This window comes from Streptomyces longwoodensis, from assembly GCF_001514125.1.
Taxonomy (GTDB): Bacteria; Actinomycetota; Actinomycetes; order Streptomycetales; family Streptomycetaceae; genus Streptomyces; species Streptomyces longwoodensis.
The window spans coordinates 725,462-749,669 of the sequence record NZ_KQ948549.1 but is presented as its reverse complement, the minus strand read 5'-3'; the positions used below and the strand labels follow the sequence as shown (position 1 = coordinate 749,669).

At 74.9% G+C, this 24,208-nt stretch carries 18 protein-coding genes; 14 read left to right on the top strand and 4 right to left on the bottom strand.

Annotated elements, in window-relative coordinates; all coding sequences use genetic code 11:
• The first annotated feature begins 207 nt into the window (after nucleotides 1–207).
• The 9 genes from AQJ30_RS03360 (at nucleotide 208) to AQJ30_RS03320 (ending at nucleotide 13,248) form a co-directional block, all read left to right on the top strand.
• Nucleotides 208–3,927 carry a non-ribosomal peptide synthetase gene (locus AQJ30_RS03360; RefSeq protein WP_245726782.1) on the top strand — a complete coding sequence of 1,240 codons (3,720 nt, stop codon included), beginning with the start codon at nucleotides 208–210 and terminating at the stop codon, nucleotides 3,925–3,927.
• On the top strand, nucleotides 3,924–5,219 hold the full coding sequence (locus AQJ30_RS03355; protein ID WP_067228342.1) for an ATP-grasp domain-containing protein: 1,296 nt from the start codon (nucleotides 3,924–3,926) through the stop codon (nucleotides 5,217–5,219). Before AQJ30_RS03360 ends, AQJ30_RS03355 begins: the two co-directional genes overlap by 4 nt.
• The gene (locus AQJ30_RS03350) at nucleotides 5,216–6,163 is read left to right on the top strand and encodes a peptidase (RefSeq protein WP_067228341.1); all 948 of its coding nucleotides are present in this window, start codon (nucleotides 5,216–5,218) and stop codon (nucleotides 6,161–6,163) included. Before AQJ30_RS03355 ends, AQJ30_RS03350 begins: the two co-directional genes overlap by 4 nt.
• 2 nt (nucleotides 6,164–6,165) lie before the next feature.
• On the top strand, nucleotides 6,166–7,959 hold the full coding sequence (gene asnB / locus AQJ30_RS03345; RefSeq protein WP_067228339.1) for an asparagine synthase (glutamine-hydrolyzing): 1,794 nt from the start codon (nucleotides 6,166–6,168) through the stop codon (nucleotides 7,957–7,959).
• 27 nt (nucleotides 7,960–7,986) lie between these two features.
• Nucleotides 7,987–8,820 (top strand): hypothetical protein, encoded by an 834-nt coding sequence (locus tag AQJ30_RS03340; protein ID WP_067228337.1) that lies wholly within the window; start codon nucleotides 7,987–7,989, stop codon nucleotides 8,818–8,820.
• A 9-nt stretch (nucleotides 8,821–8,829) separates the two neighbouring features.
• Nucleotides 8,830–9,714 (top strand): aminotransferase class IV, encoded by an 885-nt coding sequence (locus AQJ30_RS03335; RefSeq protein ID WP_067228336.1) that lies wholly within the window; start codon nucleotides 8,830–8,832, stop codon nucleotides 9,712–9,714.
• A 46-nt stretch (nucleotides 9,715–9,760) separates the two neighbouring features.
• Entirely contained in the window at nucleotides 9,761–10,708 is a 948-nt protein-coding gene (locus AQJ30_RS03330; RefSeq protein ID WP_067228334.1) for an AEC family transporter, read from the top strand.
• A gap of 51 nt (nucleotides 10,709–10,759) precedes the next feature.
• Entirely contained in the window at nucleotides 10,760–11,731 is a 972-nt protein-coding gene (locus AQJ30_RS03325; protein WP_067228332.1) for a TauD/TfdA dioxygenase family protein, read from the top strand.
• 140 nt (nucleotides 11,732–11,871) lie between these two features.
• A complete protein-coding gene (locus AQJ30_RS03320; RefSeq protein WP_067228331.1) occupies nucleotides 11,872–13,248 on the top strand; it encodes a cryptochrome/photolyase family protein in 1,377 nt (458 codons plus the stop codon).
• A 55-nt stretch (nucleotides 13,249–13,303) separates the two neighbouring features.
• Here the strand turns inward: AQJ30_RS03320 and AQJ30_RS03315 are convergent, their stop codons facing one another.
• From AQJ30_RS03315 to AQJ30_RS03305, 3 genes are read right to left on the bottom strand one after another with little or no spacing between them, the layout of a single operon-like run.
• Complete coding sequence (locus AQJ30_RS03315; RefSeq protein ID WP_067228329.1) at nucleotides 13,304–14,902, bottom strand: FAD-dependent oxidoreductase; 1,599 nt, start codon at nucleotides 14,900–14,902, stop codon at nucleotides 13,304–13,306.
• The gene (locus AQJ30_RS03310; RefSeq protein WP_067228327.1) at nucleotides 14,899–15,648 is read right to left on the bottom strand and encodes a class I SAM-dependent methyltransferase; all 750 of its coding nucleotides are present in this window, start codon (nucleotides 15,646–15,648) and stop codon (nucleotides 14,899–14,901) included. Before AQJ30_RS03310 ends, AQJ30_RS03315 begins: the two co-directional genes overlap by 4 nt.
• Before the next feature lie 17 nt (nucleotides 15,649–15,665).
• Nucleotides 15,666–16,862 (bottom strand): lycopene cyclase family protein, encoded by a 1,197-nt coding sequence (locus AQJ30_RS03305; protein WP_067228325.1) that lies wholly within the window; start codon nucleotides 16,860–16,862, stop codon nucleotides 15,666–15,668.
• 324 nt (nucleotides 16,863–17,186) lie between these two features.
• Here AQJ30_RS03305 and AQJ30_RS03300 point away from each other — a divergent pair, with 324 nt between their 5' ends.
• From AQJ30_RS03300 to AQJ30_RS03285, 4 genes are read left to right on the top strand one after another with little or no spacing between them, the layout of a single operon-like run.
• The gene (locus AQJ30_RS03300) at nucleotides 17,187–18,572 is read left to right on the top strand and encodes a polyprenyl synthetase family protein (RefSeq protein WP_079083758.1); all 1,386 of its coding nucleotides are present in this window, start codon (nucleotides 17,187–17,189) and stop codon (nucleotides 18,570–18,572) included.
• Nucleotides 18,569–20,110 (top strand): phytoene desaturase family protein, encoded by a 1,542-nt coding sequence (crtI, locus tag AQJ30_RS03295; RefSeq protein ID WP_067228324.1) that lies wholly within the window; start codon nucleotides 18,569–18,571, stop codon nucleotides 20,108–20,110. Before AQJ30_RS03300 ends, crtI begins: the two co-directional genes overlap by 4 nt.
• Complete coding sequence (locus AQJ30_RS03290; RefSeq protein WP_067228322.1) at nucleotides 20,107–21,111, top strand: phytoene/squalene synthase family protein; 1,005 nt, start codon at nucleotides 20,107–20,109, stop codon at nucleotides 21,109–21,111. Before crtI ends, AQJ30_RS03290 begins: the two co-directional genes overlap by 4 nt.
• A complete protein-coding gene (locus tag AQJ30_RS03285; protein ID WP_067228320.1) occupies nucleotides 21,108–22,112 on the top strand; it encodes a DUF5914 domain-containing protein in 1,005 nt (334 codons plus the stop codon). Before AQJ30_RS03290 ends, AQJ30_RS03285 begins: the two co-directional genes overlap by 4 nt.
• A 180-nt stretch (nucleotides 22,113–22,292) precedes the next feature.
• Here AQJ30_RS03285 and AQJ30_RS03280 read toward each other — a convergent pair whose 3' ends face one another.
• Nucleotides 22,293–23,417: a MerR family transcriptional regulator gene (locus tag AQJ30_RS03280; protein WP_067228318.1), complete on the bottom strand. Its 1,125-nt coding sequence runs from the start codon at nucleotides 23,415–23,417 to the stop codon at nucleotides 22,293–22,295.
• Between the two features lie 146 nt (nucleotides 23,418–23,563).
• On the opposite strand from AQJ30_RS03280, the gene AQJ30_RS03275 reads away from it, so the two are divergent.
• Nucleotides 23,564–24,085 (top strand): sigma-70 family RNA polymerase sigma factor, encoded by a 522-nt coding sequence (locus tag AQJ30_RS03275; protein ID WP_067228317.1) that lies wholly within the window; start codon nucleotides 23,564–23,566, stop codon nucleotides 24,083–24,085.
• Nucleotides 24,086–24,208 lie beyond the last annotated feature (123 nt).

Sequence of the window (24,208 nt, the reverse complement as noted above, 5' to 3'; positions counted from 1 at the left end):
AGTTTTTCGTAAGGCGAGAACGCAAGGCAAGAAAATACCTCGGCGTCCCGACGCCGATTTCACCCGTTGTTCGAACGTGACGTAAGGAAAAGGCTGATGGTGGACATATCTGCCGCCTCGTCCACCGTGATTCCGCCGGATGAGGCCCCTGCCCTGCACCTCCCCCTCCGGGACGGCGCGCGTCCTCGGGCAGGGACGCGGACGCCGATGACGCACACGTGGACCCACGACCGTCCCGAAGAGCTCACCGCACTCGCCGACCGGGGCGGCATCGAGGTCCCGGACCTCCTGCACGCGGCGTTCGCGGTGCTCCTGCACCGCCACAGCGGCCAGGACGACTTCGTGGTGGCGCGGGTGGGCGGGACGGACGGCGCACCCCTGGAGCGCCCCGTGGGCGTACGGACGTCGTTCCCGCCGGACGCCACCCTGTGCTCCCTGGCGGCTGCCTGGGCGGCCGGGTACCGGGACGCGGCCGCCGACGGCACGCCCGCGCCCACCGGGTCGGGCAGCGGCCTGCTCGTGGGCTGCGTCGACCACGACGGCACCGGCAGCGCACCGGACGGCTTCGCGCTGCTGTTGGAGAGCGTCCGAACCGGCGCGGGCCTGCGCCTCACCCTGCACCACGACCGTCACCTCTTCGCGCCCGAGTTCGTCTCCCGGCTGGCCGCGGGTCTCGACACCCTGCTCGAGGACGCCGTCCGCCACCCCGGTGCCGCGGCGGTCGACCTGCGCGTGCTCTCCGAAGCCGAGGTCCGCCACCTCGTCGACGAGGTCAACGACACGGCGCTCCCCTACGCCGCCGACACCCCCGTGCACGCCCTGGTCGAGGCCCAGGCCGCCCGGACGCCCGGAGCGCCGGCCGTCGAGTGGCGGGGCACGACCCTGACCTACCGCCAACTGGACGCGGAGGCCAACCGGCTGGCCCGCGCCCTCGCCGCCGCGGGGGTCGGCCCGGGCTCCCGGGTCGGGGTGTCCCTGCCCCGCAGCCACCGCCTGGTCGTGCTGCTCCTCGCCGTCCACAAGGCCGGGTGCGCCTACGTCCCCCTGGACCCTGCCTACCCCGCCGACCGGCTGCGGACCATCGCCGGGACCGCCGACCTGGCCACCGTCGTGCACGGGGACACGGTCGCACCCGGCTGGCTCGAGGACACCGGTGCGTCCGGGCTCCGGTTCACGGAACTGTGGGAGGAGGCGTCCGGCGCGGACACCGCTCCCCTCGACCTCGCCGTCCCCGCGACCGCCGCCACCCACCTGATCCACACCTCCGGCTCGACCGGCCGGCCCAAGGGCGTGGTGATCAGCCACCGCAACGTGGCCGCCCTGCTGGCCTGGGCCCGGCGGACGTACCACGACGACGAGGTCGCCCGGGTCCTGTTCTCCACCTCGCTCAACTTCGACCTCTCGGTCTACGAGCTGTGGGCACCGCTCACCCGTGGCGGCTGTGTGGTCGTCGTGGACAACGTCCTGTCGCTCACCGAGGAGGAGGGGCTGCGGCCCACGCTGATCAACACCGTGCCGAGCGCGGCCAACGTGCTGCTCCAGCGGGGGGCGGTGCCGCCCTCGACCCGGGTGCTCAACGTGGCCGGCGAGCCCCTGTCCAAGGAACTCGTCAACGCCGCCTTCGAGAAGACCGGCATCGCACGCCTGTTCAACCTGTACGGCCCGTCCGAGGACACCACGTACTCCACCGCGAAGTGCTTCACCGGCCCGACCGCCACCGCCCCCACCATCGGCCGGCCGATCCACAACACCGTGGTCTTCCTGCTGGACGCCCACGGACGGCTGGTGCCGAAGGGCAGCACCGGTGAACTCCACCTGGGCGGCCACGGTGTGGCCGCCGGATACTTCAACGACCCGGAGCGCACCGCCGCCGCGTTCGTGCCCGCCCCCGCCCACCTCGCCGGGCACACCGACGGGCGGCTCTACCGCACGGGGGACCTGGCCTGCTGGACCGAGGACGGTGAACTGCGCTTCCTGGGCCGCAGGGACCACCAGGTGAAGGTGCGCGGCTTCCGGATCGAACTGGGCGAGATCGAGGCGGTCCTGCGCGAGGCCGTCGGGCTGCGCGACGTCGCCGCGCTCGCCGTGCCCGTCGGCGACGACACCCGGCTGGTGTGCTACGTGGCCCGGGACGGCGGCACGGTGTCGGTCGCGGCCATGACCGCACGGCTGCGCGCCGCACTCCCCCACTACATGCAGCCCGCCAAGATCCTCGTGGAGGACCGGCTGCCCCAGCTGCCCAACGGAAAGGTCGACCGCAAAGCTCTCGCCGCGCGGGACGTGGACTGGGGCCTGCGGACCGTGGCCGGAGCCCCGGGCGGTGACCCGGACCGGACCGCGGTCGCCGGGATCTGGGCCGACCTGCTCGGCATCCCGTCCCCCACCCCGGACCTGGACTTCTTCTCCGTCGGCGGCCACTCCCTGCTGGCCAACCTGCTCGCGGCCCGGCTCTCCGACGCGGCGGGCCGCACGGTCCGGGTGGCCGAGGTGTACGAGCACCGCACACTCGCCGCCCAGAGCGGACTGCTGTCCCGCAAGCGTGCCCAGACCCCTCGCACGACACCCGGCGCCACCGCCGCCACCGCGGACACCCTGCGCGACCTGGCGCGGACCCTGCGGGAGTCGGGCCTCGGCCACGGGTTGCCCGGCGCCGGGATGGCCGTCCACCTCGACGGCACGACCGCGTTCACCTACTACGGCGTGGTGGACGAGCGCACCGGGGACCCCTATGGCGCGCACACCCGCCAGCGCGTCACCTGTCTCACCAAGCCGATGCTCGCCTTCGTCGCCCTGCGCCTGGTCGACCGTGGCCTGGTGGGCCTGGACGAGCCGCTGCACGCGCTGCTCCCGGAGGCGTTCCGGCGCCGCGACGGCCGTACCGTCGAGGTCACCCTGCGCCAGCTGCTGTCCCACACCAGCGGGGTGGACGACTCCTACGAGGTCTGGCACGACACCGACCTCCCCGGCCTCGCCGCCTACATCGACACGCTCAGCGCGTACGGCCAGTTGTTCGAGCCGGGTGAGGTGTTCGCGTACTCCGCGGTCGGCACCTCCATCGTCGCGGCACTGATCGAGAAGCTGCTCGGCGTCCCCTGGCGCCGCGCCGTCAACGAGCTGATGCTCGGCCCGCTCGGGATCCGGGAGATCCCCGAGACCCTCGGCGAGCACGGCCACTACGGGGGCACCGTCTCGGACGGCTTCCTGTGGGACGAGGGCGCCCAGCGCTACCTGCGCCACGATCCGCCCCGGCAGACGGTCGCCGACGACGCGGCCGGCTCGTTCTCGGTCTGCCTCACCGTCGAGGACGTGGCGCGGATCGCCGCGCTCGCCCTGAACGACGGGGTGACCGGCGACGGCGAACGGCTGCTGTCGGCCGCGCTCGCCCAGGAGATGCGCACCCCGCAGATCCCCGTCCCGGGGCACCACTTCATGCACGCCTGGGGTCTGGGCTGGCTGATGTTCGGACCGACCGCCTTCGGCTTCAACTCCAACGGCAGCGGCCACCACAACTTCGTCCAGGTCTTCCCCGAGAACGGGTCCTTCCTGGTGCTGCTCGCCAACGCCTACCCGGCGTTCGGCCTCTACGAGGACCTCCTGCGCGGGCTCACCGGGGCCGGACTGATCCGCACGGGCCGGCCGTTCACCATGGCCCTCGGCGACTGCGTGGGCACGTACGCCTCCGACGGCTACCTGCTGCGGGTCGCGCCCGGCCGGGAGCACCTGCGCTACGCCTACTCCGAGCGACAGCCCGACGGCGCCTGGCGGCAGCTGGACGAGGGCGACCTCGTCCTGTCCGGCGCCGGCGGGTTCAGCTCCATGTCGGAGAGGAACGTCCTGGCCGGCTCCATCTCCTTCATCCCGGCGCCCGGCACCGACAGCCCGGCCTACGTCCGCATCGGACAGCGCTTCGCGAGGAGGACGGCATGACGACGGCGGCCACCCACCGGGAGGACGGATACGCCCCGCAGCACGTGGTGTTCGTGACCTGGAAGGCCGGCAACGCCCCGGCGTTCGAGGCGGCCAAGCGGCTCGGCCACCACGTCACCCTCATCCGCTCGCTGCGGATGGAGCAGTCGCAGAACATCGACTTCGAGTCCTCGCCCTACGCCAAGTACGTCGACCGGGTGCACGTCCTCCAGGACGCGACGGACATCGAAGCACTGCGGCGCCGCATCCACGCCGTCCACGCGGAGCGGCCCGTCGACGGCTTCGTCGCCACCGTCGACGCACTCGTCGTGCCGGTCGCGGTGATCGCGGAGGAGATCGGCGTGCCGTTCACCGACGCGCGCGCCGCCGAGGCGGCCAAGCAGAAGGACCGCTGCCGCGACGTCCTGGCCGCGGCGGGCCTGGACAGCACCCGGCACGCGGTCGTCACCGGCTTCGACGAGGCCGCCGCGTTCGCCGCCCGCACCGGCTACCCCGTGGTCGTCAAGCCCGCCCGGGGGTCGGGCAGCGAGGGCGCCCACGTCGTGGCGGACCCCGGGGAACTGCGGGCGGTCCTCGCCGCGGCACCGGCCGCCGGGGCCTACCGGACCGGCATCCTGGTCGAGGAGTACCTGAGCGGGCGCTTCGTCTCCGCCGAGATCGGCCTGGCCCACGGCAGGTTCCTGCGCCTCGCGGTCAGCGAGCGCTCCACGTGGGACCGGCACGAGGCCCTGGAGACGGGAACCACCATCCCGGCCGGCATCACTCCCGCCGAACACGACCGCGTCATGGAGTACGCCGAGGCGGTCGTCGGCGCGATGGGCCTCCGGCTCGGCATCTTCCACGTGGAGATCATGCTCGGTACCGACGGCCGACCACGGCTGATCGAACTCAACCCGAGGATCATGGGTTCCTGCCTGCCCAACCTGTTCCGGCTCGCCGGCGGCGGCGACATCTTCGACCTGCTCGTCCGCATCCACCTCGACGAGCGGATCGAGCGCGGCCCCACCGAGTTCACCCGCTACGCGACGGTCCGGTGGTTCGGTGCCGTGGACGCCGTACCCCGGCCGCGGCAGGTGCCCGACCTCGGCTGGGCCGCGGCCGAGTACGGCGCCGACCTGCACGCCCTCACCGTCCGGTTCCCCGACGGCGACACGATCCCGCCCTGCCGCGGCAACCTCGGCAACTTCGGGGAGGTGCAGGTCGTGCACGCCGACCGCGCCACCTCGATACGGATCGCCGAGGACATCGTCCGGCGCACGGCCGAGCTGCTCGGCATGGAGGTCACGCGATGACGCACACGACCGCTTTCTACGAGCGGACGCGCACCCAGCTCGCCCGGCTCGGGCTGCCGGACGGGGACGCGCACGGCCCCGCCGGCTCGAGCGGACGGTTCGCCGACGGCGGCCACTACCGGATCGAGGTGCCCACGGTGAACTCCGTGCAGGCCGCCGAGACCCTGCTCGCCGAGAGCCGCCGCCGGGGCTTCGCCATCAACCGCATCACCGAGACGCGCGGCATGTACCGGCACACCGCCCGGGCGATCAGCGAGTACGTCGCCCTCGGTGAGGAGTACGGCGCCCAGATCCTGATGTCCGTCGGCCCGCGAGCCGGGTACGACATCGGCGCCAGCGTGCAGACGCCGGAGGGTGCGCGGATCGGCTACCGGCTGCGCGGCCAGGAGCAGGTCGTGCGCGCCGTCGAGGACGTCAAGCGCGGCATCGACCTCGGGGTACGCGGGTTCGTCGTCTACGACGAAGGGCTGCTGTGGGTGCTGGGCCGGCTGCGCAACGCCGGTGACCTGCCCATGGACATCCACCTGAAGGTCTCCGCCCACTGCGGTCAGGGCAATCCGGCCGCCGCGCAGCTGCTGGAGATGCTCGGCGCGAACAGCTTCAACCCCGTGCGCGACCTCACCCTGCCGATGATCGCCGCGCTGCGCCAGGCCGTGGCCATCCCGCTCGACTGCCACGTGGACAACCCCCGCACGTCCGGTGGTTTCGTCCGCACCTACGAGGCGCCCGACATCGTGCGGGTGGCCGCGCCCGTCTACCTCAAGACCGGCAACAGCGCACTCGACGGTCACGGCACCAGCCCCACCCCGGCCCAGCTCGAGGACATCCTGCGGCAGGTCGAGATCGTCACCGAGTTCCTCGGCCGCCACTACCCGGCCGCACGGCAGAGCGCGGTGGACTGCGCCCGGGAACCCGTCGGCGCCCTCACGCGGACGGAGGCCTGACCGTGTGCCGCATCTACGGCTCCTTCGGCGGGGCGACGATCAGCCCGCGGGTGTGGGACGACGTCGCGGGCACGATGCGCGAGGGCGGACCCGACGAGATGACCCGCCGCTCCGGTGACGGCTGGACGCTGGGCAACAACCGGCTCGCGATCCAGGGCGTCGCCGACGGCCACCAGCCCTTCGAGCGCCCGGGGTTGTCCTGCGTCTTCAACGGCGAGATCTACAACCACCGGGCACTGCGCGCGGAGTTGGCCGCCCGGGGCTACTCCTTCAGCGGCGACTGCGACGGTGACGTCCTGCTGCCGCTCTACGAGGTCCACGGGGACGCCTTCGTCAGCCGGCTGGAGGGCATGTTCGCCGTCGCGGTGGTCGACCGCCGCGAGGAACCGTGCCTGAAGCTGTTCACCGACCACGCCGGCATGAAGTCGCTCTACTACTACCTCTCCGGCAACGGCAGCCGGCTGTGCTTCGCCTCGGAGCTGCGGGCGCTCGGCCGACTGCCCGACTTCCCCGACACGATCGACCCGCTCGCCGTGGACCGGTACCTCGGCGGCCGCGCGGTCTGGGGCCCCGGCACCGTCTACACCCGGGTGCGGACCCTGAAGCCGGGGTCGGTGCTGCGCTTCGCGGACGGGCGCCTCAAGGTCGCCCAGACACCCCTGGCCGAGGACCCCGTCGACCCGCTCGACGGGGAACCGACCGTCGCCGCGGCGGGGGCCCGGCTCGACGAGATCCTCCGGGACGAGATGAGCCGCATGCTCGACGCGGACGTCCCGGTGTGCGTCATCACCAGCGGCGGTCTCGATTCCGGTTACACCACCGCGCTCGCCGCCGACCTGGTGCCCGACCTCGCCTCCTTCAACATCGCCTACCGGGGTGAATGGCCGTCGGACGAACGGCACTTCGCCGAGGAGGTCGCCCGGCACTGCGGGACCCGGCACCACCAGGTCCTGCTCGACCCGGCAGCCTTCCCGGCCCTGGTCGAGCGGTTCGTCCGCCACCTCGACCAGCCCAACAACGCCCCGCACAGCCTCAGCACCTTCGCCCTGTTCGAGGCCGTGCACCAGGCCGGGTTCAAGGTCGCGCTGACCGGCGACGGCGCCGACGAACTCTTCGCCGGGTACGCCCGGTTCGACAAGGCCACCCAGGACGGCTCCCTCACCTGGCACCGCGCCTACCAGGACGCCCTGGCCGCCGTACACCGAACGGCCCTGGAGCGCCTGTACACCCCCGAGTACCTCCGGCTCGTCGAGGAGGCCGGCGGGTTCTTCGGCGACGGCATCGGCGACGACCTCGACGAGCGGGTGCGGTCCGGGCAGCACGGCAAGCTCGAGACGCTGCTGCGGTACGACCAGTTCGAGCGGTTCCCGTACTACATCCTGCGCCGCGTCGACCACCTCGGCATGGCCCACTCGGTGGAGGCCCGCATCCCGTTCCTCCAGCCGTCCGTGATCCGGCTGGCCCACTCGCTGCCGGCCCACGTCAAGGTGGCCGACGGCATCGTGAAGGCGCCCGTCGCCGAGGCCGCCCGCCGCTGGGTGCCGCGCAGCGTCGTCGAGCGTCCCAAACAGCCCTTCACCCTGCCCATCACCGCCATGATCAAGCCCGGGGAGGCGCTGTACGGCATGATCGGCGACCTCCTCCTCGCGCCCGGCGCCCGCTGCCACGACTACGTCCGCGCCCGCGCCGTCCACGACCTGTTCCGCACCCAGACCGAGACGCCGACGGCCGACGCCGCCGAGACGCTCTGGTCGCTCCTGGTGCTGGAGACCTGGCTCTCCGCACGCGCTTCCTGACCACTCCACCCCAGAGAAGAGGCACCCGTGACCGACACCCGCGAAGACGCGCCCGCGATCACCTCACTGCTGGCCGGCGTCACCGAGGACGACATCCGCCGCGACCCGTTCCCGCACGTCGTGATCCGTGACGCCCTGCCGGCGGAGCTGTACGACGCGCTGGCGAAGTCCATGCCGACGGCCGAGTACATAGGCGAGCGGATCGGCAAGCCGATCACCTCCAACGAGCGCTACAACTACATGTCCGAGGCGATCCTGGGCGACGCGGCCATGGCGCAGGTCTGGAAGGACTTCGTCACCCGGCACGCGTCGCCGGAGTTCTACCAGGAGTTCCTCGACCTCTTCCAGGAGGACCTGCTCGCCAACCTGCCGGACGCCGAGCAGGGCATCGGACGCCCGCTGCGCGAGCTGCGGGTGGGGCGGCGCAACCGGGACGGCTTCGAGACCCACGACATCCTCATGGACTGCACCGCCGTCATCAACTCGGCGGTGACCGGCAGGCCTTCGTCGTACCGGGGCCCGCACGTCGACAAGCCGTACAAGCTGTTCGGCGGCCTGTTCTACATGCGTCTCCCGGAGGACGACGCCACCGGCGGTGACCTGGTGCTGTACCGGTACCGCACGGAGGCCCACAAGTTCCACACCAGCGCGTCCGAGTACGGGGACAACCGCTTCGACATCGACCCGAAGTACGTCGAGGAGGTCACCACGGTGCCGTACGAGAGCAACACGCTGGTGATGTACCCCATCAACCCCCTGGCGCTGCACGGCGTGTCGGTGCGGGCCGTCACCCCGCACCAGCGGCGTTTCGTCGCCCTCGTGGGCGACCTGCAGAACCCGCTGTTCGACCTGGCGATCTGAGGGTCCGTCATGATTCCCTTCGACCAGCGGACCGGCACGATCTGGTACGACGGCGCGGCGGTCGACTGGCCCGACGCCACCCTGCACGTCCTCAGCCACGGCCTGCACTACGCCTCCAGCGTCTTCGAGGGCCTCCGCGTCTACGGCGGGGTCCCGTTCATGCCGGCCGAGCACGTCGCACGGCTGCGTGCGTCGGCCCGCATCCTGGACTTCGACCTCGAGTACGACGACGAGACCCTGCGCACCGCCACGCTCGACGTGGTGCGGCGGGCCCGGATCACCGAGGGCTACGTCCGGATGAACGCCTGGCGCGGGTCGGAGGTCATCCAGACCGCCGCCCTGAAGACGTCCGTGCACACCTCGATCGCCGCGTGGGAACTGCCCAGCGGCTACTACGCGGCGGCGGACGCGGTGGACAAGGGCATAGCGCTGACCATCGGGCGCTACCGCAGGCCCGCGCCGGACTCCGCGCCCGTGAAGAGCAAGGCGGCCGGCAACTACATGATCGGCACGGTGTGCAAGAACGAGGCGCTGCGGGCCGGTTTCGACGACGCCCTGCTCCTGGACGACCGCGGCGACTTCGTCGAGGCCACAGGCGCCCACCTGTTCTTCACCAAGGACGGCGCCCTGTACACGCCGACGACCCGGTGCACGATCGACGGCATCACCCGCGCCTGTGTACTGGCGCTGGCCGAGCGGGAGGGCATCGCCTGCACGGAGGCCGACCTGGCGCCCTCCTTCGCGGGCGAGGCGGACGGCGCGTTCGTCTGCGGCACGGCCTGCGAGATCCTGCCCGTGTCGCGGATCGACGCACAGCGTTACGACGTCGGCGGCAACCGGGTCGTCAGGACACTGATCAGCGGTTACCGGCGCCTCGTCACGAGCGCACGGTAGGGAACGGGGCTCCCTCCACGGGCGCCATGACAGCAAGGGCACATGCATGGGAGCGGTCGAGGCGCTGGAGAAGCTCGCGCCGGTGATTCTCGCCTTCGGGTGCGGGGTGGTCCTCGCGAGACGGAAGGTGGTGCCGGCCGAGAGCTCCAAGGCCTTCGCGGACTACGCCTTCCTCTTCGCGGTCCCGTGCTACCTGTTCGGCAACATCTACTCCAGCGACCTCGGCGCCCTGTTCAACTGGCGGGCGATCACCGGGTACGCGACGGCGGCAGGTCTCGCGGTGGTCCTCGTCGGCTCGCTGGCGTGGGCCTGCGGCGTCCGCGAGCCGCGCGGCATCGCGCTGCGCGTCATGGCGGCCGTCCAGGTGAACACGGCCTACTTCGCCGTCCCCGTGTTCATCATGCTGTTCGGGAACGCGGCACCGATCTTCCCCGTGCTCCTCTTCCAGGTGTGCGTGCTGTCCCTCGTCGTCATCGCGGTGATGGAACTGGGGCGGGCGGACCGCACCCGCAGCCGGGGCCGGCAACTCGGAGCGGCCGTGGGTGCGTCCCTGCTGACGCCGCTGGTCATCGCCTGCAACGCGGGCATCCTGCTCAACCTGCTGTCCGTGCGGCTGCCGCACACCGTCCTGGACAGCTTCGCCTTCGTCGGCGACAGCGCCTCCCCGGTGGCGCTGTTCGCCCTCGGACTGCACCTGGGCGGGGCGGGGCTGTCCGTACGGGGCACCACCCTGGAGGAGGCGGGCATCATCGCCTTCAAGTGCGTGGTCTTCCCCCTGCTGGCGTTCGCCGTGGCCCGCTACGGCTTCGGGGTGCGCGGCGACTGGCTCCGCTACCTGGTCCTGATCGCGGCGATGCCGGCCCCGCAGAACCTGTTCATCTTCGCCCAGCGCTACGAGGTGGGCATCGACATGTCCGCCGCACTCGTGATCAAGAGCTCGGTGGCGGCGCTGGTCCTGCTGCCCCTGCTCGTGCAGTGGGCGCAGCGGGCCTGACGCCCTCTCCGCACCCGTCAAGCACTCCAACGACCCTCGAAAGGCACCGGCATGCCCACAACCCTGAAGCCCCCGCAGAGCGACAGGCTCACCGTCCGGCGGGTGGCCGGCCGGATCGGCGCCGAGATCTCCGGCGTCGACCTCCGCGCGGACCTGGACGACGCCACCGTGGCGGAGATCCGCCGGGCCGTCCTGACCCACCGGGTGGTCTTCTTCCGCGGCCAGGACATCGACCACGCCCAGCACATCGCCTTCGGCCGCCGCTTCGGCGCGCTCACCCGCCGCCCCGGCACCAAGCACGGCGTCCATCCCGAGGGCCACCCCGAGATCCTCACCGTCGACCCCAGGGCCGACACCGAGCGCTACGGCGCGAACTTCGAGGAGGACTACCGCCGCAAGTGGCTCTCCCCGATCGCCGGCTGGCACAGCGACCTCACCCAGGCCGTCAATCCGCCGGACCTGTCCATCCTGCGGGCGGAGCGGACGCCGGAGTTCGGCGGCGACACCCAGTGGACCAACACGGTCGCCGCCTACGAGGGACTGTCCCCCGCCCTGCGGGAGTTCGTCGACGGACTCACCGCGGAACACGCCTTCTTCTCGGCGGTGCACCTGCGCCATTCGGACGAGCGGGACCGCGGCATCCTCCGGATGTACTGCGACGACCCGCAGGTCGCGGTCCACCCCGTCGTGCGGGTCCACCCGGAGACCGGCGAGCGGGCCCTCTTCGTCAGCCCCGGCTCGACCACCCGCGTCACGGGCTTCTCCGAGCTGGAGAGCCGGCACCTCCTGGAGCTGCTGTTCCAGCACCTGACGAGCGCCGAGTACACCGTCCGCTTCCGCTGGGAGCCCGGCAGCATCGCCTTCTGGGACAACCGCAGCACCTGCCACTTCGCGCCCACGGACTTCGCCCACCTCGACGTCGACCGGGTGATGCACCGCGTCACCGTCCTCGGCGAGCCCGCCCAGGGCCCCGACGGGTTCGTCTCCCGGCTCGTCGCGGGGGATCCCCTGCGGGCCTGGTAGCCGACCGGGCGGCCCGGGAAGCGGGCGTCCGGGTGACGTGACGGACCCGTACGGGCCGACCGCATCCGTGGGCGGCGTGACGGGGGAAGTATCCGCCGTCCTCATCGGACAGCGCCGTCACCCGGAGGAGAGTCGAAGCCATGCACGTCTCGGTCGTCCTGTTCACCGCCGATCTGCGGCTGCACGACCATCCGCCGATGCGGGCCGCGCTGGACGCCTCGGACGCGGTGGTGCCGCTCTTCGTGCGCGACCGCGCCGTGACGGCGGCCGGCTTCGACCCGCCCAACCGGCGCGCGTTCCTCGCCGACTGCCTGGCCGACCTGGACGCCTCGCTGCGCGAGCGCGGCGGGCGGCTCGTGGTGCGCTCGGGCGACCTGGTCGAGGAGGTGTGCCGGGTGGTGACCGAGGCCGACGCCGACGAGATCCACATGGCCGCCGGCCACACCGCCTTCGCCGCCCGCCGCGAGGAGCGGCTGCGGCGGGCGCTGGAGGCGGACGGCCGCCGCCTGTTCGTGCACGACGCCGTCACCGTGGCGGTGCCGCCGGGCACGGTGACGCCCGCCTCCGCGGACCACTTCGCCGTGTTCACGCCGTACTTCCGCCAGTGGGACCGGCTGGTGCTGCGCCCGGTCGCCCCGCCCCCGCGCCGGGTGAGTGTGCCCGGGCACGTGACGGGCGAACCTCTGCCCGCCCGCGGTGACGTCGGCGGTGTCTCGCCCGCCCTCGCGGCGGGCGGGGAGGCCGCGGGCCGCCGGCGGATGACGGCCTACTGGCGCAAGGGGCTGGACGCCTACGACGACACGCGGGACGACCTGGCCGCCGACACCACCTCGCGGTTCTCCCCGCACCTGCACTTCGGCACGCTGTCCGCGGTGGAGCTGGTCCACCGCGCCCGCAAGCAGGGCGGCCCCGGGGCCGACGCCCTCGTCCGGCAGCTCGCCTGGCGCGACTTCCACCGCCAGGTGCTGGCCGCCCGTCCGGGCGCGGCCCGCGCGGACTACCGCACCAAGCGGGACAGCTGGCGTTCGCGGCGCACCGCCGCGGCGGACATCGAGGCGTGGGAGACGGGCCGGACCGGCTATCCGGTGATCGACGCCGCGATGCGGCAGCTGCGCCACGAGGGCTGGATGCACAACCGGGCCCGGCTGCTCACCGCGAGCTTCCTCGCCAAGACCCTGTACGTCGACTGGCGCATCGGCGCCGCCCACTTCCTGCACTGGCTGGTCGACGGGGACGTGGCCAACAACCAGCTCAACTGGCAGTGGGTGGCCGGCACGGGCACCGACACCCGGCCCAACCGGGTCCTCAACCCCCTCACCCAGGCCAAGAAGTACGACCCCGACGGCACGTACGTGCGCCGGTGGGTGCCGGAGCTGGCCGGGGTCGACGCCCCGGCCGTCCACGAGCCGTGGAAGCTGGCCGGCCCGGACCGGGCCGCGCTGGACTACCCGGAACCGGTGGTGGAGCTGTCGGCGGGGCTGTACCGGTTCCGGCAGGCCCGCGAGCGGGCGCGCTGAGGCGCCGGACCGAGCGGGGCGGGCGCCGGTCCGGCGCCCGCCCCGCTCGGTCGTCTCACGCCCCGCCCGCCGCGCGGGCCGCCCACCGCAGCGCCGCCGTGCGGCCGCCGTCCGGCACGGTCCACAGCGGGTGCCCGCGCAGTCCCCAGCCGTCCAGGAGGGCGTTGGCGGCGAGGAAGCCGCTGGTGGCCGCCCGTTCCATGAGCGCCACCGGCAGGCCGGTGCGGACGGCGTCGCCGGCCAGGACGAGGCCCGGGGTCGGGGTGCGCACGGCCGGCCGGTCGGCGTAGCCGCCGACGGGGAACAGCGGGCAGTCCGCGCGCCACTCGTGGCGGACGTCCACCACCCGGGCGGGGCCCGTCTCGGGGTAGACGCGGTGCAGTTCGCCGACGAGCTCCTTCTGCCGGGCCTCCCGGTCGCCGGCGTCGGGCAGGGCGTAGGCGTGCAGTTCGAGGACCGAGCCGCCGGTGCGGGCGGCCCAGCGGGCGGCCTCGCCCTCCCAGCGGTCCAGGACGCTGACGTTGTCCAGGGGGCCGTAGCCGCTGGTGCCGAGGAAGCCGGGCCGGTCGACGCGGACCGGCCGGTCCAGCCACAGGCGGGTGACGAGGAACGGCGGCGCGGTGCGCAGCCGGGCCAGGCGCTCGCGCCACGCCGGGTCACCGAGGCCGTCGGAGCGGTGCACGAGGTCGCGCAGGGCGCCCGGGTCCAGGGCGAGGACGACGGCGTCGTGGTGGTCCTCGGCGGTGCGGGTGGCCACGGTGAAGCCCGCGGACCCGGCTCCGGGGCGGTCCGGTGTGACGGCCTCGACCGGGCTGGACGTCAGCAGGCGCGCCCCGAGGCCGGTCAGGTGGGCGGCCAGCGGGTCCCACAGGGCCTGCGGGAAGGGCTCGGTCGGCACGTCGAACAGCAGGCCCTCGGCCGAGCCGAGGAAGTAGATGTGGAACATCAGCGCCATCTCGGCGGCCGACAGCAGGCGCGGGTCGGCGAAGAAGCTCCGCGAGAAGACCTCGAAGGCCAGGTGCCGTGCCGCCGGGGGGAAGCGGATCGCCTCCAGGAAGTCGTGCGCGCTGGTCGCGTCCAGCTGTTCGTACACGCCCGGCACGCGCACGTCGAGCAGGGGCAGCGCCGCGCGGGCGTTCATCCGGGCCAGGTCGCGCAGCCCGAACGACGGGCTCAGCGCGACGAAGCCGAGGGCGCTCAGCGGCGGGGTGCGGGGCACGTGCCGGAAGCTGTCCTGTCCGCCGGCGGAGTGCCGCAGGGGGTAGTCGGGCAGGCCCCTCAGGCGGGAGAGGCCGGGGTCGGTGCGGCGCAGCAGGGCGCGCAGGTTGTAGTACTGACGGAAGAACGCGTGGAAGCCCCGGCTCATGGTGGCCGTGCTGCCGTCGGCGAGCCGGGTCGGCCAGCCCGCCAGCCGGCCGCCGAGCACCGCCTCGCTCTCGTACAGCGTGACGCGTACGCCGCGCTCGGCCAGCGCGGTGGCGGCCGTGAGCCCGGCGATGCCACCGCCGACGACGGCGACGCTCGGGGCGGTCGAGGGGTCGGCGCGGTCGGCGCCGGGTGCGGCGGGCAGCAGCCGTGCCAGCCGGTCGCGGCCCGGGCGGGAGGGGCCGGGGCGGGAGGGCAGGGGGCGCGAGGGCTCGGGGTGGGAGGTCATCGCGGGTCGGCTCCCGTCCGGAGGGTGTCGTGGCCACGGGCGGCGCGGCGCGCCACCACGGTGTGGGTGATCCCGGCCTGCCAGCCCGGCAGGGGCAGCACGCGCACCCGTTCGAACCCGGCCGCCGTCACCCGGCGGGCGAGGGCGCCCGCGGTGTCGAAGGCGAGCACGCTGTGCCACAGGTGCCGGTAGAGCGGGCCGTCGCCGAGCAGGGTGGCGACGGGCAGGACCAGTCCGCCGCACACCGCGTTCCACACCGCCTTGTGCGCGGGGTGCCCGCTGAGCGCGTACTCGTGCACGGCGAGCCGGCCGTGCGGTGCGAGCAGGCGGTGGGCGGCGGTCAGCACGGCGTCCGGGTCGGCGGTGTTGCGCAGCAGGTACGCGGCGAAGACGGCGTCGAACGGGCCGCTGACGCCCGCCTCCGCGAGGCGCTCCACGGGGGCGTGGACGAAGCGCACGGACGCCGACCACGGGCGGAGCGCGGCACGGCGCAGCATGCCCTCGCTCGCGTCGACCGCGGTGATCTGCGCGCCGGGCAGGACGGCGGCCAGCGCGGCGGTGGACGCCCCGGTGCCGCAGCCGAGGTCGAGGACGCGCAACTTCGTGCCGCGCCGCGGCAGACCGAGCCGCCGGACGGAGCGGCGCAGGTGGGCGTGGTAGCCGGGGTTGGCCGCCACGAGGGTGTCGTAGCTGCGGGCGGCGTGGTCGAAGGCGTCGGCGAGACGCGCGTCGCGCAGGAGCGGCATGGGTGAGGGCTCCGGGGTCAGGCGGCCGGACGGGGCCGGCGCGGGGTGAAGGGCAGGCGGAGGGCGGAGGTGAGCATCGCGGCGGTGGGCACGTGCGCGCCGACGGCGAGGTCCTCGGGCAGGCTGGTGGCGCCGTCGAGGAAGCGCAGCAGCCGCTCCGGCGGCACGCGCGCGAAGAGCCTGCTGAAGAAGGCGGGACCGTCGACCCGCCCGCTGTCCAGGGCGTGCAGGAGGATGGCGTCCATCAGCCGGGCCCGCGCGGAGTGCGGGCGGGGCGGCAGCGGCCGGCGGCCGGCGTGCAGGGCGTCGGCCACGGCACGGGTCTGCCGCTGCACGGCGCTGAAGGTGTACCCGGTCGAGGGGCGGGTGGCCCCGGCCGAGGCGCCGATGCGGAAGACGTGCGGGGCGCACTCCCGGGGGAAGGCGGCGTCCGTCATGGGGATCACGCCGTGCTCGGTGGCGCTCACCCGGTAGTCGTCCAGCCCGACCACGTCCTCCACGTACCGGCGCAGGACGCGGTCGTACTGCCCGCCGGGCAGGACCTGCCGGGAGAACTCCGTGTACTCGACCAGCGCCTCGCGCGGGCCGACCGGCAGCACGTAGCCGAAGCTCAGCCCGTGGGCCGGCTGCGGGGTGCGGAAGTCCATCAGCTCCACCGCGTCCGGGTCGAAGACCGGCGTCCGGGTCCGGACGAACCAGCCGCGGAAGTGCTGGAGCAGCGTGGTGCGCGCGGGCGGCAGGGACGCCAGGGGGCGGGAGTCGAAGACCCAGCGGGCGCGGACCGTGACGCGGCCGCCGTCGGGCAGCCGCCCGTGCACCCGGGCGCCGTCCGGCAGCGGTTCGACCTGCCCGACGGCCGCCTCCACGCGCCGTGTCCGGCCGCTGACCGCGATCTCGTCGGCGACCAGCGTCTCGAACGCGTCGGACGACAGCATCTTGTACGTCAAGGGCGCGATCGCCCGGGTGACGGCCGTGCCGTCGGGGGCGCGCACGCGCAGGTGGTCCCAGCGGGCGGTCAGCGCCTCGTCGTACGGGCCCACGCCCCGCTCCCAGAAGCACCAGGTGCGCGGCGCGGTGCGCGTCGGGCCGGGCGGGGCGGCCAGCAGCACGGTGTCCAGGGGGCGCGCCCCTACGGGGGGCCGTGCCAGGCCGAGCACGAGCGACAGTCCCGCCGCGCCCGCCCCGACCACGGCGACGTCGGTCTCCAGATCCACGCCCGCAGCTCCCTCGCCCAGCTCTCGCCCCCGCCGACGGCGGGCTTCCCGGATACGGCTCCCCGGCCGGCGCCGTCCCGTGCGGGGGCGTCGTGCCGTCCAGTGTTTCCGGCCGACCATGCCGCACGGATGCACCGCGGGGCGTGTCGTGCGGCCGTCCGGCGGGTGGAACGGCCCGCCCGGCGGCACCGCTTGTGCCCGAACGGCGCATCCGGTCACCCCTCCCGCGCGGAATGACTCGTACGACACGGCGTTGCGGACCTCCCGCACACGACAGCCGTACCCGGACCACGGACACACCCACCACGGGCGAGAGGATCCGCGATGCGTTTCACCCAGGCGACCGTCCGGCACACGGCGCGGCCGGACGAACCGCCCGGTGCCGGAGACACTCCGCAGCAGGCCCGCGAGCGGGCGCACCCGTCCCCCTCGTACTCCGCGCCGAGCGGCGCGGGCGGGCCCTTCGGGGGCCAGGACCTCCTCGACGGCCTCCTGTCCGACGACCCGGCGGCCGTGGACGCGGACGTGGCCGGCGCGGTCGGCGCGACCCTCGCCCGGCTGCTCGCCACCCGGGTGGACGACGCCCGGACGTTGGATCCGCTGTTCGCCCGGGACGTCGCCGAGCGCGTCGCGGACTTCACCCTGCGCGGCGGGCGCCGGCTGCGGCCGCGGCTGCTGTGGTGGTCGCTGCGCGCCTGCGGCGGCGGGGACCGGGCGCAGGTGCGGGCGGCGCTGCGCGCCGCGGCGGCCCTCGAACTGCTCCAGACGTGCGCGCTGGTCCACGACGACGTGATGGACGCGGCGGCCGTGCGACGGGGCAGGCCCGCGCTGCACGCGGCCGTCGCCGCGCAGTACGGCGACGGCGCGCCCGCCACCGCCCGAAGGCTCGGGGAGTCCGCCGCCGTGCTGGCCGGCGACCTGGCCCTGGCCTGGGCCGACGACACGGTGACGGAGCTGCTGGCGGACGGCGCGGACCTGCCCCCGGGCGCGGCGCGGCGCGCGCACGAGGTGTGGCGCACCACGCGGACCGAGATGGTCGCCGGGCAGTACCTGGACGTGCAGGGGCAGGCGACCGCCCGGCACACCGTCGCCCGCGCCGTGCGCGCCGCCTGCCTGAAGAGCGCGCTGTACACGGTCGAGCGGCCCCTGGAGCTGGGAGCCGTCCTCGCGGGCGCCGAGGCGTCCGTCGCCCGGGCGCTGTGCCGGGCCGGGCGCTGCGCCGGGCTCGCCTTCCAGCTGCGGGACGACCTGGACGACCTGTTCGCCGACCCGGGCGTGACGGGCAAGCCGTCCGGCGGCGACGTGCGGGAGGGCAAGCCGACGTACCTGATGGCCCTCACCCGGGCGCGGGCCGTCGGCACCGGGGACCGGCACGCGCTGGAGGTGCTGGACGCCGCCGTGGGCCGGGCCGACCTGACCGGGGCCGGGCTGGACCAGGTGCGGGAGGTGGTGGTCGCCACCGGGGCGCGGGACGCCGTGGAGACGCGGATCACGCGGCTGTCCCGGAGGGCTCTGCGGCACGTCGCCCTGGCGGAGCTGCCGCAGCCGCGGGCGGCGGCCGCCCTGCGCGACCTGCTGGGCGAGATCAGCGGGCCGAGGGACGGGGCGGCGGCCCCGGGACACCGCCCGGCGCACGCGCCGTCACCGCCCGCCGGAGCCGCCGCAGCCGCGAGCTCCCTTCCCGTCGCCGTGGCGGAGGTGGCTCGATGACCCGCACCGTCCAGGGACCCACCGATCACGTCGTGGTCGTCGGCGCGGGTCTGGCGGGGCTGTCGGCCGCCCTCCACCTGCTCGGCGCGGGCCGCCGGGTGACCGTCGTGGAGCGGGACGCGCTGCCCGGCGGCCGGGCCGGCCGGCTCGTGCGCGGCGGCTACTCCATCGACACCGGGCCGACCGTGCTGACCATGCCGGAGATCGCCGACGAGGCGTTCGCCGCGGTCGGCACCGCGCTGCGCGACCACGTCGATCTGATCCCGCTCGACCCGGCCTACCGGGCCCGGTTCGCCGACGGCACATGGCTCGACGTGCACACCGACGGCGACGCCATGGCCGAGGAGGTCACCCGGTTCGCCGGGCCCGCGGAGGCGGCCGGCTACCGGCGGCTGCGCGAGCGGCTCACCCGGCTGTACCGGGCGGAGCGCGGCCGGTTCCTCGACGCGGACTTCGACTCGCCGTGGCAGCTGCTCACCCCGGACCTCGCCCGGCTGGCCGCCCTCGGCGGCTTCGGCCGCTGGGAGTCCGGGGTCGGCAAGTACCTCAAGGACGAGCGGCTGCGCCGGGTGTTCACCTTCCAGGCGCTGTACGCGGGCGTGCCGCCCGAGCGCGCCCTGGCCGCGTACATGGTGATCGCGTACATGGACACCGTCGCCGGGGTGTACTTCCCGCGCGGCGGGATGCACGCCCTGCCGCAGGCGATGGCCGACGTGGCGGCCGCGGCCGGCGCGACCTTCCACCACGGGCAGACGGTGACCCGGCTGGAGCGCTCGGGCGGGCGGATCAGCGCCGTGGTCACCGACGACCTGCGCATCCCCTGCGACGCCGTGGTCCTCACCCCCGACCTGCCGGTGACCTACCGGCTCCTGGGCCGCACCCCGCGCCGCCCGCTGGGGCTGCGGCACGCGCCCTCGGCCGTGATCCTGCACGCGGGCTGCGACCGCACCTGGCCCGAACTGGCCCACCACACCATCTCGTTCGGCCACGAGTGGCGGCGCACCTTCGACCAGCTGACCCGCACCGGGGAGCTGATGAGCGACCCCTCGCTGCTCATCACCCGGCCCACCGCCACCGACCCGTCGCTGGCCCCGCCCGGCCGGCACCTGCACTACGTCCTCGCGCCCTGCCCGCACACCGGGATCGGTCCCGGGGCGGCGCAGTGGCAGGACCTCGGACCGCGCTACCGCGACAGCCTGCTGCGCGAGCTGGACGGGCGCGGGCTGACCGGCATCGCCGAGTCGATCGAGGAGGAGTGCCTGGTGACCCCCGCCGACTGGACGGGACAGGGCCTCGCCGCGGGGACGCCGTTCTCCGCCGCCCACACGTTCGCCCAGACCGGGCCGTTCCGCCCGCGCAACCTCGTGCGCGGCACCGAGAACGCCGTCCTGGCCGGCTGCGGAACCACCCCGGGCGTCGGCGTACCGCCGGTGCTGTGGTCCGGGAAGCTGGCCGCCGCCCGCATCACCGGGGCGGGCCGCACGGCCGCGGCCCGGCGCCCGCGCACGATTCCCCTCGCCGAAGGAGCCCGGTCGTGACGACCCGAGAACTGGACGCCGCGGGCGTCACCGACCCCGAGCTGCGCGCCGCCTACCTGCGCAGCCGCGAGCTCAACGCCCGCCACGGGCGGACCTACTTCCTCGCCACCCGGCTGCTCACCCCGGACCGGCGCCCCGCCGTGCACGCGCTGTACGGCTTCGCCCGCTGGGCCGACGACATCGTGGATGCGCTCGACGGAGCGCCCGACGACGAGCGGGCCCGCGCCCTGGACCGGCTGGGCGACGACCTCGCCCGCACCCTCGCCCACGACGGGCCCGGCCCGCGCGAGGCCCACCCGGTGGCCCGCGCGCTGGCCGACACCGCCCGCCGCCACGCGATCGACCACGACCTGTTCACCGACTTCCTGGCCTCCATGCGCAGCGACCTGACGGTCGGCTCGTACGCCACCTACGACGACCTGCGCGGCTACATGCACGGCTCCGCGGCGGTGATCGGCCTGCAGATGCTGCCGGTGCTGGGCACGGTGACGCCCCGCGAGGAGGCCGCGCCCCACGCGGCCGAGCTGGGCGTCGCCTTCCAGCTGACCAACTTCCTGCGGGACGTGGGCGAGGACCTCGACCGCGGCCGGGTCTACGTGCCCGAGGACCTGCTGGCCGCGCACGGCGTCGACCGCGGGCGGCTGCGGCACTGCCGCGACACCGGCCGCACCGACGACCGGGTCACCTCCGCACTGCGGGAGTTCGCGTCCGTGACCCGGGCCGCGTACCGGCGTGCCGCGCCGGGCATCGCCATGCTCAGCCCGGTGTCGCGGCCGTGCATCCGCACGGCGTTCGTCCTGTACGGGGGCATCCTCGACGCCGTCGCCGCCGACGGGTACGCCGTCCTGCACCGGCGCTCGGTGGTGCCGCGCCGGCGCAGGGCCCTGGTCGCGGCCGACGGGCTGGTCCGGGTGGCCGCGGCCCGTCTGACCGACCGCCGCTCCCCCGGCGCCCCCGTGCAGGCGGCTCCGGCGGACCGTTCGTACCAGGAGGTGGCATGAGTCCCCGGCCCGGACGGTACCGGCCCCCGGTGCGGCTGCGGCGCTCGCCGGTGCGCTGGGAGCGGCAGCAGCCGACCTGGCGGGACGCCAAGCCCGCGCTGATCGCGCAGGCCCTGAAGCGGGCGCAGGCCCGGCCCACCGGCAACTGGTACGTCGTCGGCGCCTCCCGCGACCTGCGCGCGGACCGGCCGCTCGGCCGCACGGTCGCCGGGCGGGAGATGGTGCTGTGGCGGGACGCCGAGGGGCGGCCGGTCGCGGGGCCCGGTGCCTGCCCGCACCTGGGCGCCCCGCTGCGGGACAGCCCGGTGCGCTGCGGCACCCTGGTGTGCCACTGGCACGGACTGGCCCTGGACGGGCGCCCGTTCGCCGGGTGGGAACCCTGGCCGGTCCACGACGACGGGGTGCTGCTCTGGGTGCGCCTGGACGGGAGCGGCGGTGAGGCACCGACCGACGCGCCCCTGGTGCCGACCCGCCCGGCGGCGGCCGACGCGCTGTCCGCCGTGTACACCACGGTGGGCGTGTGCGAGCCGGAGGACGTGGTGGCCAACCGCCTCGACCCCTGGCACGGGGCCTGGTTCCACCCGTACTCGTTCGTCGACCTGACCGTGGTGCGGGCACCGGGCCGCACCGACGAGGTCGACTCCTTCACGGTGGACGTGTCCTTCAAGGTCGCCGGCCGGCTCGTCGTCCCGGTGCGCGCCGAGTTCACCGCCCCGGGCCCGCGCACGGTGCTGATGACGATCACGGAGGGCGAGGGCCGGGGCTCGGTGGTGGAGACCCACGCCACCCCGCTCGGGCGCGACGCCCGGGGCCGGCCGCGCACGGCGGTGGTGGAGGCCGTGGTCGCCGGTTCCGAGCGGCGCGGGTTCGCGGCGGCCCGGCGCGCGGCTCCGGCGCTGCGGCCCTTCATCCGCGCGGCAGCCGCCCGGCTGTGGCGCGACGACCTGGCGTACGCGGAACGGCGCTGGGAGCTGCGCTCCACGGGGCGCTTCCCGGGGTGAGCGGGGCGTTTCCGGGGCCGGGCGCGACGCGTTCGGGCTGAGCGGGGCGCTTCCCGGGCCGGGCGGGGCGCTTCCCGGGCCGGGCGGGGCGCGTTCGGGCTGAGCGCGCCGCTTCCCGGGCCGGGCCGGCGCTTGCCCGGCTGAGCAGAGCGCTTGCCGGGCTGGGCGGGGCCGGCCCGCTCAGTGGCCGCGGGCGGGGAGCCGCGCGCCGTCCTCGCAGAGGCGACCGAGCGTGTCCACCGCCTCGCGCAGCCCCGAGCAGCGCGGGAAGCCGGCCGACGCCCGCCGGTCCCAGCCGGGGCCGGCGGGCAGCACCGTGGGCCGCCTGCGGGCGCCCGCGGTGCCCCACTCCAGGCCGGCCACGTGCCGGGCCAGCGGGAGCGATGCGGTGGAGCGGGTCTGCGCCCACAGCACCACGGCGGCCGGGCCGGTGCGCCGCACGCACGCCAGCAGGGCCTCCGTCGGCACCGCGGCGCCCAGGGTCCGCGTCGGCAGTCCCCGCTCTGCCAGGGCCGCGGTCAGCACCTCCAGCGGCAGCGAGTGCTGCTCGCCCGGCGTGCAGGCCAGCACGACCGGCGCCGCCCCCGGCACCGGGTCGCGGCGCGGGAAGAGGAAGGGCACGCCGCGCAGGGTGCTGGAGATGTGCCAGGACAGCAGGTGCTCGACCTCCACGTACCGGTCGCCGGACGACTCCCACTTGCGGCCGACCGCGCGCAGCGTCGGCACCATCACCTCCTCCCAGGCCACCACCAGGCCGTGCCGGTCGACCGCGTCGAGCAGGCGCTGCTCCAGCTCCGGCGCGTCCAGGCGCACCGCGGCCCGGGCGAGGCCCCGGCACTCCTGCCGGACGTCACCGCCGAGCGGCAGCCCGCCACCGGCACCGCCGCGCCGGGCGGGGATCCGGAGGCCGGGTTCGGGCCGGGGGTCGGTGGGCGCGGCGCCGGGTCCGGCGTCGGCATCGCCCTCACCATCGGCCGGGGGCGTGGGCTCCTGGGGGGACAGCGGGAGGGATGCGGACGCGGGGTCGACCGGCGGGGCGGTCGGGTGGTGGCGCAGGCGGGCCACCCGGGCCGCCTCGGCGGGGGGCGCCCCGGCCGACGTCAGGCGGCACATCTCCTCCACCATGGCGATGTCCACGGGACTCCAGCGGCGGTGCCGGCCCTCCGCGCGCACCGCGGGACCGAGGCCGTAGCGGCGGTCCCAGGACCGCAGGGTGGTCGGCGAGACACCGACCCGCCGGGCGACCGCGCCCGTGGTCAGCCCCGCCGCGTCGGCCGTGTCCTCCCGCTCGCCCGTGACGGCCATCGCGGTCTCCCTCCTCAGGTCCTCGCACTCGTTCCAGCTTATACGACGCACAATCGCTGCAAGTTGTTCACGGCTGCCGCGCGACCCAGGCTGGACGGCACACCGGGGGCGGGGGCCCGACCGGTGTTCGCAGAGGAGGCGTCGCCATGGACCGCTTGACCGACGACTGGTCCGAGCTGCACCGGCGGTGGGCGGGGCTCGTGTACGGGCTGGCCCGGCAGTCCCTCGGGGACCCGCGGGACGCGGAGGACGTGACCCAGCAGGTGTTCGCCGCCGCCTGGCGCGGCCGTGCCGGGTACGCCCCGGAGCGTGGGTCGTTCGCCGCCTGGCTGGTCGGCATCACGCGCCGCACGGTGGCGGACGCGCTGGCCGCCCGGACGCGCCGGGCCGAACTGACCGCGGCGGCGGCCCGGTTGCCGGCGGCGCGGCACGCCTCGGCCGGGGGCGACCCCGAGGCGGCGCTCGACCGCGTGGTCGTCGGGCGGGCCCTGGACCGGCTCAGCGCACCGCAGCAGCAGGTGCTGCGGCTGGCCTTCTACCAGGACCTGACCCAGACGCAGATCGCCCGGGTCACGGGCTGGCCGCTGGGCACCGTCAAGAGCCACGCGCGCCGCGGCCTGGAGCGCCTGCGCGACTCCCTCCGGGAGGACGACCTGCGCGCGGCGTGAGACGAGCGGAATCGATGCGAGCGCCCGACGCGCTGCGGCCGGTGCACGAATCGCTCTTCAGAACCCATGGCCGCCGTACTATGGCGGACGCGCGTAGAACTCGGGCATCATCGTCGCGCACCA

Coding starts and splice junctions, on each gene's coding strand:
- AQJ30_RS03360 (WP_245726782.1), top strand. CDS start 208: ATGACGCACACGTGGACCCACGACCGTCCCGAAGAGCTCACCGCACTC.
- AQJ30_RS03355 (WP_067228342.1), top strand. CDS start 3,924: ATGACGACGGCGGCCACCCACCGGGAGGACGGATACGCCCCGCAGCAC.
- AQJ30_RS03350 (WP_067228341.1), top strand. CDS start 5,216: ATGACGCACACGACCGCTTTCTACGAGCGGACGCGCACCCAGCTCGCC.
- AQJ30_RS03335 (WP_067228336.1), top strand. CDS start 8,830: ATGATTCCCTTCGACCAGCGGACCGGCACGATCTGGTACGACGGCGCG.
- AQJ30_RS03330 (WP_067228334.1), top strand. CDS start 9,761: ATGGGAGCGGTCGAGGCGCTGGAGAAGCTCGCGCCGGTGATTCTCGCC.
- AQJ30_RS03325 (WP_067228332.1), top strand. CDS start 10,760: ATGCCCACAACCCTGAAGCCCCCGCAGAGCGACAGGCTCACCGTCCGG.
- AQJ30_RS03320 (WP_067228331.1), top strand. CDS start 11,872: ATGCACGTCTCGGTCGTCCTGTTCACCGCCGATCTGCGGCTGCACGAC.
- AQJ30_RS03315 (WP_067228329.1), bottom strand. CDS start 14,902: ATGACCTCCCACCCCGAGCCCTCGCGCCCCCTGCCCTCCCGCCCCGGC.
- AQJ30_RS03310 (WP_067228327.1), bottom strand. CDS start 15,648: ATGCCGCTCCTGCGCGACGCGCGTCTCGCCGACGCCTTCGACCACGCC.
- AQJ30_RS03300 (WP_079083758.1), top strand. CDS start 17,187: ATGCGTTTCACCCAGGCGACCGTCCGGCACACGGCGCGGCCGGACGAA.
- crtI (WP_067228324.1), top strand. CDS start 18,569: ATGACCCGCACCGTCCAGGGACCCACCGATCACGTCGTGGTCGTCGGC.
- AQJ30_RS03285 (WP_067228320.1), top strand. CDS start 21,108: ATGAGTCCCCGGCCCGGACGGTACCGGCCCCCGGTGCGGCTGCGGCGC.
- AQJ30_RS03280 (WP_067228318.1), bottom strand. CDS start 23,417: ATGGCCGTCACGGGCGAGCGGGAGGACACGGCCGACGCGGCGGGGCTG.
- AQJ30_RS03275 (WP_067228317.1), top strand. CDS start 23,564: ATGGACCGCTTGACCGACGACTGGTCCGAGCTGCACCGGCGGTGGGCG.